The sequence below is a fragment of the Streptomyces sp. NPDC101490 genome, from assembly GCF_044767145.1.
Taxonomy (GTDB): domain Bacteria; phylum Actinomycetota; class Actinomycetes; order Streptomycetales; family Streptomycetaceae; genus Streptomyces.
This window is the reverse complement of the sequence record NZ_JBIWNI010000009.1, coordinates 227,633-241,497: the sequence shown is the minus strand read 5'-3', so window position 1 is coordinate 241,497 and position 13,865 is coordinate 227,633. Positions and strand designations below refer to the sequence as shown.

The window sequence follows — 13,865 nt, the reverse complement described above, 5'->3', positions numbered from 1 at the left end:
GCCCCCGGGGGGGCGCCCCCCCCCGGGGGGGCCGCCCCCCCGCCGGCCGGGGGCGGGGCGCCGCCGCCCGCGGGGGGGCCCCCCGCCGCGGGGGGGGGGGGGGCCCCCCCCCCCCCCCCCCCACCCCGTTTCGCTGTCCCCGCCTTCCCCGCCTTCCCTCGCATTCCCCCTCCCCCTCCCCCCTCTCCCCCTTCCGCTTCCGGTACGCACCCGAGGAGACCTGACGCACATGACGGACGACGCGAACGCCCCCTGGCTGATCGTCGGCCTCGGCAACCCGGGGCCCGAGTACGCGGCCAACCGGCACAACGTGGGCTTCATGGTGGTGGACCTGCTCGCGGAGCGGATGCGCGGCTCGTTCAAGCGGGCGCAGAAGGCGCAGGCGCAGGTCCTGGAGGGCCGGATGGGCCCGCCGGGACCCGCGAGCCGCCGGGTCGTGCTGGCGAAGCCGCTGTCGTACATGAACCTGTCGGGCGGTCCGGTGACGTCGCTGCGCGACTTCTACAAGGTGCCGACGGCGAACATCGTGGCCATCCACGACGAGCTGGACATCGACTACGGGGTCCTGCGGCTGAAGACCGGCGGCGGCGACAACGGGCACAACGGCCTGAAGTCGATGACCAAGGCGATGGGCCCCGACTACCACCGGGTGCGCTGCGGCATCGGCCGCCCGCCGGGCCGGATGCAGGTGGCCGACTTCGTCCTGAAGGACTTCTCCTCGACGGAGCGCAAGGACCTGGACTGGTTCGTGGACCGGGCGGCGGACGCGGTGGAGTGCCTGATCGCGGAGGGCCTGGAGCGGGCCCAGTCCGCGTACAACTCCTAGGACCGGCGCCATACGGAGCGGGGTGGACGGACCTGGGTGCGTCAACCAGGGCGTACGGGGCGGAACGGGACGTACGGGGCGAGGCCCGGCCGGTGCGCCGGAGAGGTCCGGGCCGTCCCCGTTCCGGGCCCTGGACCCCTGCCCGTACGACTGTACGATCGCGGGTCATGACGCACGTCCGCAACGCCGCCATGGTCCTCGTCGCCCTTCTGCTGCTCGTCGCGGGCGCTTGGACCTCCTGGAACTCGGCCCAGCACGTCCTGCTCCCCAAGGGCCGCGAACACGGCACCCTGACGGTGACCGGCTGCACGGAGAAGAGGTGCGACGGCCGTTTCGCCCCGGAGGACCCCGGCTCGGCCCGCAGGACGCTGACGATCGCGCGCTCGGTCGCGGCGGAGCCCGGACAGACCCTCCCGGTGGTGGTGAAGCCGGGCACCGACGAGGGCGTACGGAGCGGCTGGGGCGGCGGGCTGCACGCGTGGCTGCCGCTCGGCGGGGCGCTGCTGCTCGGGGCGCCGCTGGTCGGGGGCGGACTGCGGCTGTCCAGGACGGCGTGGACGATGGCGGGCACCGGCGGGGCGCTGCTTGTGGCCGCGTTCTTCGCGCTCTGAGACGCCGGGCCCGCCGGACCCTGGAGCCGGTCCCGCCGGGCCTGCCGAAATCCGCCGAATCCGTCGCGGCCGGGCCGCCCGGCCCGCCCTGACACGACCGTGCCCCCGTGGAAGGACTCCACGGGGGCACGGCCGTGTGTGCCGCCGGTACGGAACCGGCCCGGTGTCAGCCGGTGTTGCGCAGGCCCGCGGCCACGCCGTTGACGGTAAGGAGCAGGGCCCGCGCGAGCAGCGGGTCCGGGTCCTCGCCGCGCTCGGCGGCGGCGCGCTGGCGGGCGAGCAGGGCGACCTGGAGGTAGGAGATCGGGTCCAGGTAGGCGTCCCGGATGGCGAAGGTCTGCTGGAGCACCGGGTTGGAGTCGAGGAGCGTCTCGCCGCCGGTGACCTTGAGGACCTCGGCGACGGTCAGCGCGTGCTCCGCCTCGATGCCGTCGAAGACGTGCTTCAGCTCGTCCGGCACCAGGGTGTCGACGTAGTGCCGGGCGATCCGCAGATCCGTCTTGGCCAGCGTCATCTCGACGTTGGAGACGAAGTTGCGGAAGAAGTGCCAGTGCTCGTACATCTCGCCGAGGACCGGGTCGAGACCGGCCTCCCGCAGCGCCTTCAGACCGGATCCGACACCGAACCAGCCGGGGACGATCTGGCGGGACTGGGTCCAGCCGAACACCCACGGGATGGCGCGGAGCCCGTCGAGCCCAGCGCCCGAGTCGGGGCGGCGCGAGGGACGCGAGCCGAGGTGCAGGTCGGCGAGCTGGTCGACCGGGGTGGCCGCGAAGAAGTACGCGGGCAGGTCCGGGTCCTCGACCAGGCGCCGGTACGCCGAGTGGGCCGCGTCCGAGACGGTGTCCATGGCCGCGTCCCAGCGGGCGAGGGCCTCGTCGGACTGGCGCGGCGCGGTGTGCAGGGCGGACGCCTGGAGGGTCGCGGCGACGGTCAGTTCGAGGTTCTCGCGGGCGAGCGACGGGATGAGGTACTTGTCGGAGATGACCTCGCCCTGCTCGGTCACCTTGATCTCGCCCTCCAGGGTGCCCCAGGGCTGGGCGAGGATCGCGTCGTGCGAGGGGCCGCCGCCGCGGCCGACGGTGCCGCCCCGGCCGTGGAAGAGGCGGAGCCGCACGCCGTAGCGGTGGGCGACGTCGCGCAGCCGCCGCTGGGCGCGGTGGATCTCCCACTGAGAGGTGGTGATGCCGCCGAACTTGGAGGAGTCCGAGTAGCCGAGCATGACCTCCTGGACGTCGCCGCGCAGCGAGACGAGGCGCCGGTAGGAGGGGTCGGCGAGCATCTCGTCGAGGATGACGTCGGCGGCCTTCAGCTCGTCGGTGGTCTCCAGGAGCGGCACGATGCCGATCTCGGCCCAGCCCGCGTGCAGATCGACCAGACCGGCCTCACGGGCGAGGACGGTGGCGGCGAAGACGTCGTCGGCGCCCTGGCACATCGAGATGATGTACGACTCGATGACCTCGGGGCCGAAGCGCCCGAAGGCCTCCTTGACGGTGTGGAAGACGCCGAGGGTCTTCGCGCCGGCCGCGTCCAGCGGGGCGGGCGTGGGCGCCAGCGGGCGGCGCGAGCGCAGCTCCTTGGCGAGCAGCTTCCGCCGGTAGTCGCGGGGCATGTCGGCGTACCGCCAGGACTCCTCGCCGAGGCGGTCGAAGAGCTGCCCGAGGGCGTGGTGGTGGGCGTCGGCGTGCTCGCGGACGTCCATGGTGGCGAGCTGGAGGCCGAAGGCGGAGAGGGTGCGGATGGTGCGGTCCATCCGCCCGTCGGCGAAGAGCGCGCCCCGGTGCTCGCGCAGCGAGGTCTGGATCAGGGTCAGGTCGCGGAGCAGCTCGGTGGTGCCGAGGTAGTCACGGCCGGGCTGGTGCGGGGTACCGCCGGCGAGGCGCTCGCGGGTGTTGACGAGCTTCTGCCGGACGCAGGTCGCCTTGAGCCGGTAGGGCTCCTCCGCGTTGAGCCGCTTGTAGCGGGGGCTGATCTCCGGGAGGAGTTCCAGGTCGCGCTGGAGGGAGTCCAGGAGTTCCTGGGTGGCTCCGGTGTAGCGGATGGAGTTGGAGAGCAGACCGCGCAGGAAGTCGACGAGTTCCAGGGCGTCGGTGATGCCGTGCTCGTGCTGGAGGATCAGGACGTCCCAGGTCACCTGGGGGGTGACGTTGGGGTTGCCGTCGCGGTCGCCGCCGATCCAGGTGCCGAAGGTGAGCGGGCGGGTGCCCGCGGGCAGCTCGAAGCCGACGCGGTCGAGCTCGGCGGCGAGGTCCTCCAGGACGTCGCCGACGGCCCCCGCGTGCAGTTCGTCGAGGTAGTAGATGGCGTTGCGGGCCTCGTCGGCGGGCTCGGGGCGGACCACCCGGAGCTCGTCGGTCTGCCAGATGAGGTCGATGTTCTCCGCGAGCCGCAGGTCGATCCGGCGCCGGTCGGCCTCGATGACCGGGGTCTCCAGGAGGGCGGCGACCCGGCGCAGCTTGTTGAGGACCGAGCGGCGGGCGGCCTCGGTGGGGTGCGCGGTGAAGACGGGACGCACATTGAGGTTCTTGACCGTCTCGCGGACGTGCTCGGGGTCGCCGTCCTTGAGCATGTCGGCGGTGCGCGCGAGGAGACTGCCCTCGACGGCCCGCCGCTCGCGCATCTCGCGGCCCCGGTGAACCTGCTCGGTGACATTCGCGAGGTGGAAGTAGGTGGAGAAGGCCCGTACGAGCTTGGCGGCTGTCTCCAGCTCGACACCGCGCAGCAGCTCGGCGGCGGCCTCACCGTCCTCCCGGGTGAGACCACGGACCCGCTCGACGAGGTCGAGGAGGTCGTGGCCCTCCTGGCGGACGAGGGTCTCGCCCAGCAGGTCGCCCAGTCGGCGGATGTCGGCGCGCAGCTCGGTGCTGGCGGTGGGGGTCTGGTCGGCACTGCTCACAGGTGCGGCTCCTTGCAGTGTTTGAGCACGTCTGGAGGGGTTCTGGAGGCTTGCGGACCGCGCTGTCCGACGCACCCAGGATAGGTGCCCGTCCCAGCGGCGGGGGCGCTGCCCCTGTTGCGCCCCCTTGCCGCGCGCCACGGCACTGCCATACTTACGACGCCGTAGGTTACGGAGGCGTAGCCACGGCCGTGTTCTGTCGGATTTTCTTCGTGTTTCCGCGTGTTTCCTCCTGCCCTTCGGCAGTCACCCGCTCTCACTCCCACCCCCAAGGGACATCCATGACCATCAGCCCCGAGGTGACCTCGGTGCCCGAGGCGCCGGACGACGCCCCGGTCCAGCCCTCCGCGACGCTCGGCGGGGACAGCAAGCGTTCGATCGAGCAGATCTCGCTGCTCCTCTTCATCACGGTGCCGTTCCTGGCGGTGCTCGCGGCGGTGCCGCTGGCCTGGGGCTGGGGGGTGAGCTGGCTGGACCTGGGGCTGATGGTGGTCATGTACTACATCGGCTGTCACGGGATCACGATCGGTTTCCACCGGTACTTCACGCACGGGTCCTTCAAGGCGAAGCGCCCGCTGCGGATCGCGCTGGCGGTCATGGGGTCACTGGCGGTGGAGGGGCCGCTGGTGCGCTGGGTGGCGGACCACCGCAAGCACCACAAGTTCTCGGACGCGGAGGGCGACCCGCACTCGCCGTGGCGGTTCGGGGAGACGGTTCCGGCACTGATGAAGGGCCTGTGGTGGGCGCACATCGGCTGGATGTTCGACGAGGAGCAGACGCCTCAGCACAAGTACGCGCCCGATCTGATCAAGGACCCGGCGATCCGGGCGATCTCGCGGCAGTTCGTGCTGTGGACGGTGGTGTCGCTGGCGATCCCGCCGCTGGTGGGCGGGCTGGTCACGATGTCGTGGTGGGGCGCCTTCACGGCGTTCTTCTGGGGCTCGCTGGTGCGGGTGGCGCTGCTGCACCACGTGACGTGGTCGATCAACTCGATCTGTCACGCGGTCGGCAAGCGTCCGTTCAAGTCGCGGGACCGTTCGGGCAACGTGTGGTGGCTGGCGGTGCTGTCCTGCGGCGAGTCCTGGCACAACCTGCACCACGCGGAGCCGACGTCGGCGCGGCACGGGGTGCTGCGCGGGCAGCTCGACTCCAGCGCCCGGCTGATCCGCTGGTTCGAGCTGGCGGGCTGGGCGTCCGACGTACGGTGGCCCGCGAAGTCGCGCATCGAAGCCCGGCGCCAGGCCCCGTCCGCAGACGCGGCATGATGGAAGACGTGGCGATCGACGGCAGGAACAGCGGCAGCGAGCAGAAGCCCCGGCGGGGACGCCGGGTCCGGATGACGGGCGCGGAGCGCCGGGAGCAGCTGCTGGACATCGGCCGGGCGCTGTTCGCGGAGAAGGGCTTCGAGGGCACCTCGGTCGAGGAGATCGCGGCGAAGGCCGGGGTCTCCAAGCCGGTGGTGTACGAGCACTTCGGCGGCAAGGAGGGGCTGTACGCGGTCGTGGTCGACCGGGAGATGCGCCAGCTCCTGGACGGGGTGACGGGCGCGCTGACGGCGGGGCACCCCCGGGAGCTGCTCGAACAGGCGGCGTTCGCGCTGCTCGACTACATCGAGAACTACACGGACGGCTTCCGCATCCTGGTGCGGGACTCGCCGGTGGCGCAGTCGACGGGCACGTTCGCGTCGCTGATCAGTGACATCGCCACGCAGGTGGAGGACATCCTGGGCCTCGAGTTCAAGGCCCGGGGCTTCGACCCGAAGCTGGCGCCGCTGTACGCGCAGGCCCTGGTGGGCAGTGTGGCGCTGACGGGCCAGTGGTGGCTGGACGTCCGCAAGCCGAAGAAGGCGGAGGTCGCGGCGCATCTGGTGAACCTGGCGTGGCACGGCCTGAACGGCCTGGAGGCGAAGCCCCGGCTGATAGGACACCGCAAGAGCTGAGAGCGGGGCGGGTTCCCTCCGGGGACGGGCAAATGGTTCCGCCCGCCCGCCGGTGGTGTCGGCGGGCGGGCGGAACCATTTGCCTTTCCTCACGGGCGCGGGGCCGGGAACGCTTCGCTCCCGTGAGGGGCCGGGTCAGCTGATGGACCGGATGGTGTTCCAGCCACCGCTGCCGACCTGGATGAACGGGCCGTCGATCGGACGGGGGTTGCGGAACGGGTCGCCGTCGGGGCCCAGGCCCCCCTGGTAGAACTTCAGGGTGCCGTCACCGGCGGTGGCCCACATGTCGCCGACCCCGTTGAGGTCGGCGTCGGCGGCACCCGCGATCAGGGGCCGGTGGGACAGGGTGTAGCCGCGTCCGTACTCGTCCCCCCGGTGGAAGAAGTACTGCCCCGTGGACCGCCCGAAGTGAACGCTCAGGTCACCGTTCTCGGCGTTACGGTTAAGCAGGTCCGGGACGCCGTCGTTGTTGACGTCGCCGGGGGCGACGAGGGTCCAGTCGAAGGGCCATCCGTAGCCGAGGGAGGCGGCCAGGGAGACAGTCGGTTTGGCGGCGCTGGTGCCGGTGTAGAACGAGAGCCCCTCGTAGGTGTTGACGAGGAGGTCGGGGTGTCCGTCGCGGTTGACGTCGCCGGGAGCGAGGATGCGCGTACTGGAGCTCAGGGTGGCGATCTTGATCCGAGCGCCGAGGGTGCCGCCACCACGGTTGGGGTAGACCCAGAGCTCGCCCGCGACGACGGCGACGATGTCCTCCTTCTGGTCACCGGTCCAGTCGCCACGGTGCGCCACCGAGGCGCCACCCCAGCCGCCGGTGCCGATCTGGATGCGTGTACCGAGTCCACCGGTGCCCGTGCCGGGGTACAGCCACAGCATGCCCGCGTCGTCGATCGCGACGAGGTCGGGCTTCCCGTCTCCGGTCATGTCGCCGGGAACGGTGGGAAGCGCGCTCCTGTCGAGCTGGATCCGCGGAGTGGTGGCACCGGTGTAGGTGATGGTTTTGCCGTTGCTCTTGAGCAACGCCTCGAGCTGGTCGACGCCCAGGCCGGGGTACGCCTGCCTGAGCACGGCCAGGGCCCCGGTGACGTGGGGGGCGGCCATGGAGGTGCCGTTCTTCGTGCCGTAGCCGCCGGGGACCGAGGAGACGATGCTCGTACCGGGCGCGAGGAGGTCGAGCAGCGGTCCCCGGTTGGTGAAGGAGGAGAGCTGGTCGTCGTCGGTGGTCGAACCGACCGTGATCGCGGAGGGGATGCAGCCGGGAGCGCTGACGGCGTCGGTGAAACCGCTGTTGCCCGCGGCGACGACCGTGGCGACGCCCGCGGCACGCAGGGCGTCCACGGCCGGCTTGCGGATGTCCTGGTCGCAGGCCGTGGTCCAGCGTCCGTTGCCCAGGCTCATGTTGGCCGCGACGATGTCGGTCCCGGCCCTCTTCAGGGTGAGGACCTTCTCCAGGCCCTTGACCTGGGAGCTGGTGAAGCTGGCCACGCACGGGCTCAGGCCGGCCCCGCACACGTCTTCGGAGTCGAACCTGGAGAACACCTGGATGGCGATGACGCCCGCACCAGGTGCGACGCCGCGCCTGGGCGCCCCGCTGAGGCCCGCTCCGTCGCCCGCGGCAATGCCCGTGACATGAGTGCCGTGGGAGCAGTCGAGGTTGGCGGCGGCGCACGGGCCGGTGTCCGTGTCGGCGCTGCCGGGGCCCTCCTGCGCGACGGAACCGTCGGGGCACAGGCTGGTGGAACCGGCGACCGGGTCGTTGTCGGAGAAGCACGCTTCGGCCTTGACGCGCCCCGAGAGGAACGGGTGCTTGACGGCGACTCCGGTGTCCAGGACGGCGACCGTGGCGCCGACGCCCGTCTTCCCGGCGGCGAAGGCCCTGTCTCCGCCGATCTTGACGGTGGACTCGTCCAGCATGGGCTTGACCGCGATGTCCTCGGTGACGCTGACAACTCCCGGCTGGGCGTTCAGCCTCTCCAGACCCGCCATGTCCACCCGGAGGGTGGTCATCGGCAGTGTGCTGTACGAGACGAGGGTCTGGCCCACGTCGGCGACGGAGGCCAGGTCGGTCCGCTGGGCGGTGACGACGTTGACGCGGACTGTGCCACCGCTCTGCGTCTCGTCGAACAGCAGGGGGGCGACCGGGCCGCCGCCCTCGGCGGCGGAAGCGGTTCCGGTCAACGGGTCGGCGCCCACCGGGGTCACGGTGACCACCATGGCCGCTGCTGCGGCGACGGCGACGACCACGCCGCCTATGGGTCTCTTCAACTTGCTGCTCCAGGAACATGTGCCAGGTGCGGGCGTGCACCAGGACGAAAGAATGTGGTCGGCGGCGATGGGTTCGGGCCGCCGTAGAGGGAGCCCATATGACGTATGGGCCGGCCGGAGAGGTGGCGCTGGAACGGAGAGGGCCGGGTGCGGAGAGGTTCCGCACCCGGCCCCGTCAGCCCTGGACGCACCCGGTCCGGCCGGTGCACGATGCGCTGTCGCGCAGGACCGATGTCCTTACCTCGTCGCGTCGGCGCCGTTCTTCGGGTCGCCACCCCACCGCTTGTTGCTCACGGCCTTGTAGTACGACCACGCGTAGCTGTTGCACGACCCCCGCCTGAGGAGGGAGTAGGCCTTGCAGCTGTAGGTCTTCATCGTCGTGTAGAAGGCGTTGTCGACGTTCGACTTCTTGCTGCGGTCGAGGTAGTACGCATAGCCCTTGTACGTGTTGCCGATGAGGCCGTAGCCGTAGTCGTGCATGTCACACGCGGACCGGAAGTTGAACCCGCCCGGTCGGCTGATGTTGGGGCCCGGGGTGCTGCAGCCGTCGTAGTTGATGCCCACAACCCAGTGGCCCGTGGGCGTCTGCTTCCAGTTCGGCTGCTTCCAGCCATAGTGCGCTGCCCAGGCGGCGCAGCCCTTCTTGAGGTACCACAACCAGTCCGTCGCCGCGGAGCAAGCACGCGGGTACGCCTGCGGGTCGGTGATCTCACCGCCTACGAAGTCGGTCGCCGGCGGACCGCTGGAGCCGGGGGTGCCGATTCCGGAGGCGCCTTCGATCGGTGCGTTCGAGGCCGGACGCTCGGGACCGACCGGGAGGACGTTCGGGGAGGCCGATCCGGCCGGGAACGTCAGGTCCCACTCTCCGTTGGACGGCGAGGTGACGGCGGAGACCCGCCCGGTGGTGTCGTATTCGTACCCGGAGACCGTGTCGATGCCTTCGACCGGGTTGGCGACCGAGCGGAGCCGGCCGGAGGCATCGTACGAGTACCGGGCGAGCGTCTGCACCGTGGCGCCGTCGGTCAGGGTGATCTCCCTGGCCCGGCCCGCGAACTCACCGGCCTTCGCGCTGGTGGCCGTCGTGGCGGTGGAGTACTTGACCGTCAGGAGGCTGGACGCGGTCTGCCCGGCCTCAATGTCCTTGACGGTGGAGATCCGGCCCGAGGCGTCGTAGGTGATGGTGGTGAGGGCGTTGTCGGAGACGCTGCCCAGAGCGGTGACGCGCCAGTTGTCGGCCCCGGAGCCGACCGGCTTCCAGGTGTAGGAAGGCGTCAGCTCGTTGTAGTTGACCGGGGCGCCGGCGTCACTGTCGGCGGCCAGGTCCTCGTCCGGCACCGACCCGGTCATGGTGCTCGCCTCGACACCGGTGGACACCATCGTGCCCGTCGCCGCGTTGAACCTGGTGGTCTCGGTGAAGGTGTCGCCCTCGGGCGTCGCGTACTTCCGGAGTCCGCCGCCGTCCGGGTAGTCGATGCTGCTCTTCAGGGCGTATGTCGCCGCAGACCTCGTGGTGAGGTCGGTGATGACGGCGCTGCTCCCCTTCAGCTCCAGCTTGCGGTTGAGCTGTCCCCCCACGAACTCGGCTTCCCAGCCCGGCCCGAAGACCCCCATGTCCGGGCGGGCCGCGGGCGCGGACTCCGGCTTCGAGACTCCGTCCAGCTGGACGGATACGGTGTGGCTGCGGCTCATCAGACCGACGGGCACATCGGTCTCGTAGATCTCGAACGATCGTTCCGCGGTGGAGTAGACACCGGGACCGACCTGCTGGAGCGTGCCCTCCGCCAGCGGCGGATCGACGGCCACGGCCCCTGCGGCAGGCTGGGCCGCCCCGGGAGCCGACCACGCCACCTCCTGCGGAAGCAGCAGCGACAGGGATGCCACGGCCAACACAGGAAGCGCATTCTTTCTACGCACGAGTTCCCCCCTCGTGAAGAAAATATGAAGATCCAAACGGATCGGGGTGGACATTAGGTCGAGACGGACCCGCTTTGCAAGCCTTTTAAGCAGCCTGAGTTTGAGCGCCCGATCGCACCTTGCACCCCTGTGAGCTCGGACTTCTGCCACATGAGTACGAGTACCCATGGACGGGCACGGCCCTCGGGGAAGCTGACCGCATGCCACACGCCCGCACACTCGGCGGCCCGTTCGCCCGGCCCGGACGTGCCCCCGCAGTCGCCGTCCTCGCCTCCCTGACCCTTGCCGGCGGTGGACAGCAGGACGGGCAGGGCCCGAGCACGACCTGGAAACGAAGCCCCGGCAGATGGGGGCACCGCAAGGACTGAGGCGGCCGGGGCCCGAAGGACCGGGACCGTACGAGCCTCGGACCGGACTCGATCTGACGGAACGTGGAAACGAGTGACGGCCCTGTCAGAGGGCCCGGGTACACTCCGCAGCACATCGGGGGGTGTCCGCCCCGTGGGTACGCCGACCGGCGTGCGCGGACGTCGCGGACCCGCTCCCCGGTCCTTCGTTCTCGACATCCCCAGGGGGGGATCTCTTGCGTTCCGCCTTCTCAGGTTCTTCCGGCTCTTCCGGTTCCTCTCCCTCCTCCCGCGCCGCCCGGCGCACGCGCCGCGTCACGACGTGCACCGCGCTGGTGCTCTCGGCGGGAATGCTGTTCTCGACGCCCGCCGTGGCCGACTCCGCGCCCCGGCCGGTGCCCAAGGCCCCGACCCAGGACCGTACGACTCCGTCGCGGCTGGACCTGTCGCCGCTGGCCGGGCCCTCGGACCGGGCCCGTACCGCCCAGGCGTCCGCCGCCGTCAAGCCCCGCTTCGACGTGGACGGCGACGGCAAGTCCGACCTGATCAACCGTGAATGGGACGGCGCCGTCTACACGGTACTGACCTCCGGCACGGGCGGCGCCTGGAAGGGCGTGGGCGGTTCGACCGTCCTCACCCACGACATCGTCCCGATCGGCGACCAGGACGGCAGCGGCGGCCCCGAGGTGCTGACGCTGACCAAGTACGGGCGCCTTGAGCTGTTCTCGAACGCGAGCGCGACTTCCGGCACCTTCCGCTGGGGCGGCTCGGGCTGGAACATCTACAACAAGGTGTTCTCGCCCGGCGACGTGAACGGCGATGGCCGCGCCGACCTCATGGCCCGCCGCCACAACGGCGACCTCTATCTCTACCTGGCGACCGGTTCGGCCACCGCTCCGTTCGGCGCGCCGACCAAGATCGGCTACAGCTGGGGTCTCTACGACCAGATCGTCGGCGTCGGCGACAACGACGGCGACGGCAAGGGCGACGTCGTGGCCCGGGACACGAACGGGGGGCTGTTCTTCTACGGCAGCACCGGCAACACGGCCGAGCCGCTCAAGGCCCGCAAGTCGATCGGCACCGGCTGGAACGTCTACAACCAGATCGTCGCCGCCGACGACGCCAACGGCGACGGCCGGGCCGACCTGATGGCGCGGGACCGCAAGGGCGCCCTGTGGGGTTACAAGGGCCTCGGCGACGGGCGATTGTCCACGCGCCAACTGATCGCGGAGAACGGCAAGTTCCTGAGCGTGGACCAGTTCGGCACGGGCGGCGGGGTCCCGTCCTCCGGCAAGACCGCCTTCCTCGCCCGGAACGCCCGCGGCACGCTGTTCTGGTACGGCGGGGAGAACAACGGCCTGCTGACCCCCGTAGAGCAATGGAACGAGGTCGGCGACTGGAACGGGGCGAACATCTCGTTCGTCTCGTCCCTCGACTCCAACACCTACGGGGACCTTCTGGAGACCTACCGGGGACGCCTGTACAGGGGTGACATCGACCTCGGTGGCGGCTGGCAGATCTACAACCTGCTGATCGGCCCGGGTGACCTGAGCGGCGACGGCAAGGGCGACCTGCTGGCCCGGGACGGCTCCGGCGTGCTGTGGCTGTACCGGGGCAACGGCGAGGGAACGAGCTTCGCGGGCCGGGTCCGGGTCGGCGCGGGCTGGGGCGGGTTCAACCGGATCGTCGGCGCCGGTGACTACTCGGGCGACGGCCGTACGGACCTGGTGGCCCGGGACGGCGCGGGTGTCCTCTGGCTGTACAAGGGCACCGGCTCGGCCACGACTCCGTTCGGCGCCCGGCTGAAGATCGGCGCGGGCTGGGGTGCCTACAAGCAGCTCGTGGCACCGGGCGACATCGACGGCGACAGCAAGGGTGACCTGCTGGGGGTGGCCTCCAACGGTGAACTGTTCCGGTACGTGTCCACGGGCAAGGACAACGGCACCCACACGTTCTCCCCGCGCGTGAGGATCGGTACCGGCTACCAGATCTACCCGAACCTGTACTAGCGGCCCCGGACCCACGGGTCATGACACGCGGATGCCCCGCACCGGAGGTCCGGTGCGGGGCATCCGCGTGTACGGCGGCGGGACGGGCCCGCCGGGACGGTGGGGCCGGTGGGGTCAGTGGGGTCTGCGGGCGATGGCGAAGATCCGGCGGAACGGGAAGACCGTGCCGTGCGGGCCCGGCGGGTAGGCCTCGCGGAGCAGCTCGCGGTACTGCCCGAGGAAGGCGTCGGCGGCCTCCGGGTCGTCGGCGAGCGTGGTGAGCACGGGCCGCAGGGCGGTGCCCTTGACCCAGTCGAGGACGGGGTCCTCGCCCTGGAGCAGCTGGCAGTACGTGGTCTCCCAGACGTCCGTCTCGCAGCCGAGGCCGGTGAGCCGGGTGAGGTAGTCGGCGGTGTCGAGGACATGGACGTAGCGGCGGCCCTGGTCGCCGAGGCGGGCGCGCCACTCGGGGGTCTCGCACAGCTCGCCGAGCAGGGCGTGGCTGGGCGAGGTGAAGTTGCCGGGGACCTGGAAGGCGAGGACGCCGCCGGGGCGGAGCCCGTCGATCCAGCCCGCGAAGGACTCGGGGTGGCCGGGGACCCACTGGAGGGCGGCGTTGGAGACGATCAGGTCATGGGGCTCGTCGGGGGTCCAGTGGGCCGCGTCGGCGGGCCGGAAGTCGATCCAGCCGCCGCCCCCGGTACTGCCCGACCAGTCCTTGTCGGCCCGTTCCAGCATCTCGGGCGAGAGGTCGTATCCGGTGATGTGGGCGTCGGGCCACCGGTCGGCGAGGAGGACCGTCACATTGCCGGGGCCGCAGCCGAGGTCGGCGATGCGGGCCGACCGGTCCTGGGCCGGCAGACGGGGTATTCGGGCGAGCAGGTCGAGGAAGGGCCGGGTGCGGTGGCCGGAGTGTCGGAGGTACTGCTGCGGGTCCCAGGTGGGTGTGGTCGGTACGACGGATTCTGCGGAATACATGTTCGAAGCCCCCTTGCTGGCACGCGTTGCCGAAGCGGAACGGAGTTCCGGGCGGGTCCCTTCCCCGCCGTCCGGGGAAATATATCTTGAAACCAAGATACTCG

The 13,865-nt window shown here is 71.0% G+C and carries 9 protein-coding genes; 5 read left to right on the top strand and 4 right to left on the bottom strand.

Features of this window, described 5'->3' with window-relative positions; all coding sequences use genetic code 11:
- Positions 1–229: 229 nt before the first annotated feature.
- Positions 230–826, top strand: a complete 597-nt coding sequence (pth, locus tag ACIRQY_RS19820) for an aminoacyl-tRNA hydrolase (protein ID WP_351786827.1) — start codon at positions 230–232, stop codon at positions 824–826.
- 167 nt (positions 827–993) lie between these two features.
- Positions 994–1,437 carry a hypothetical protein gene (locus ACIRQY_RS19815; protein WP_351786824.1) on the top strand — a complete coding sequence of 148 codons (444 nt, stop codon included), beginning with the start codon at positions 994–996 and terminating at the stop codon, positions 1,435–1,437.
- A 166-nt stretch (positions 1,438–1,603) separates the two neighbouring features.
- Here the strand turns inward: ACIRQY_RS19815 and ppc are convergent, their stop codons facing one another.
- A complete protein-coding gene (gene ppc / locus ACIRQY_RS19810; protein ID WP_351786821.1) occupies positions 1,604–4,333 on the bottom strand; it encodes a phosphoenolpyruvate carboxylase in 2,730 nt (909 codons plus the stop codon).
- A gap of 281 nt (positions 4,334–4,614) precedes the next feature.
- On the opposite strand from ppc, the gene ACIRQY_RS19805 reads away from it, so the two are divergent.
- Together ACIRQY_RS19805 and ACIRQY_RS19800 are read left to right on the top strand one after the other, a co-directional pair.
- Positions 4,615–5,598: a fatty acid desaturase gene (locus tag ACIRQY_RS19805; protein WP_351786818.1), complete on the top strand. Its 984-nt coding sequence runs from the start codon at positions 4,615–4,617 to the stop codon at positions 5,596–5,598.
- Positions 5,598–6,272: a TetR/AcrR family transcriptional regulator gene (locus tag ACIRQY_RS19800; RefSeq protein WP_351786999.1), complete on the top strand. Its 675-nt coding sequence runs from the start codon at positions 5,598–5,600 to the stop codon at positions 6,270–6,272. The genes ACIRQY_RS19805 and ACIRQY_RS19800 overlap by 1 nt, the downstream gene beginning before the upstream one ends.
- A gap of 135 nt (positions 6,273–6,407) precedes the next feature.
- Here the strand turns inward: ACIRQY_RS19800 and ACIRQY_RS19795 are convergent, their stop codons facing one another.
- Both ACIRQY_RS19795 and ACIRQY_RS19790 read right to left on the bottom strand, forming a co-directional pair.
- Positions 6,408–8,534: a S8 family serine peptidase gene (locus tag ACIRQY_RS19795; RefSeq protein WP_403927307.1), complete on the bottom strand. Its 2,127-nt coding sequence runs from the start codon at positions 8,532–8,534 to the stop codon at positions 6,408–6,410.
- Between the two features lie 237 nt (positions 8,535–8,771).
- The gene (locus ACIRQY_RS19790; RefSeq protein ID WP_403927304.1) at positions 8,772–10,415 is read right to left on the bottom strand and encodes a phospholipase A2; all 1,644 of its coding nucleotides are present in this window, start codon (positions 10,413–10,415) and stop codon (positions 8,772–8,774) included.
- Between the two features lie 730 nt (positions 10,416–11,145).
- Between ACIRQY_RS19790 and ACIRQY_RS19785 the strand changes: the two genes are divergently transcribed.
- Positions 11,146–12,804 (top strand): FG-GAP repeat domain-containing protein, encoded by a 1,659-nt coding sequence (locus ACIRQY_RS19785; RefSeq protein WP_403927301.1) that lies wholly within the window; start codon positions 11,146–11,148, stop codon positions 12,802–12,804.
- Positions 12,805–12,918: 114 nt separating this feature from the next.
- Here the strand turns inward: ACIRQY_RS19785 and ACIRQY_RS19780 are convergent, their stop codons facing one another.
- Positions 12,919–13,761, bottom strand: a complete 843-nt coding sequence (locus ACIRQY_RS19780) for a trans-aconitate 2-methyltransferase (RefSeq protein ID WP_351786812.1) — start codon at positions 13,759–13,761, stop codon at positions 12,919–12,921.
- Between the last annotated feature and the right edge of the window lie 104 nt (positions 13,762–13,865).

What these genes read in the sequence shown, in the direction of transcription:
- pth (WP_351786827.1), top strand. Translation starts at nt 230, where the DNA reads ATGACGGACGACGCGAACGCCCCCTGGCTGATCGTCGGCCTCGGCAAC.
- ACIRQY_RS19815 (WP_351786824.1), top strand. Translation starts at nt 994, where the DNA reads ATGACGCACGTCCGCAACGCCGCCATGGTCCTCGTCGCCCTTCTGCTG.
- ACIRQY_RS19805 (WP_351786818.1), top strand. Translation starts at nt 4,615, where the DNA reads ATGACCATCAGCCCCGAGGTGACCTCGGTGCCCGAGGCGCCGGACGAC.
- ACIRQY_RS19800 (WP_351786999.1), top strand. Translation starts at nt 5,598, where the DNA reads ATGGAAGACGTGGCGATCGACGGCAGGAACAGCGGCAGCGAGCAGAAG.
- ACIRQY_RS19785 (WP_403927301.1), top strand. Translation starts at nt 11,146, where the DNA reads ATGCTGTTCTCGACGCCCGCCGTGGCCGACTCCGCGCCCCGGCCGGTG.
- ACIRQY_RS19780 (WP_351786812.1), bottom strand. Translation starts at nt 13,761, where the DNA reads ATGTATTCCGCAGAATCCGTCGTACCGACCACACCCACCTGGGACCCG.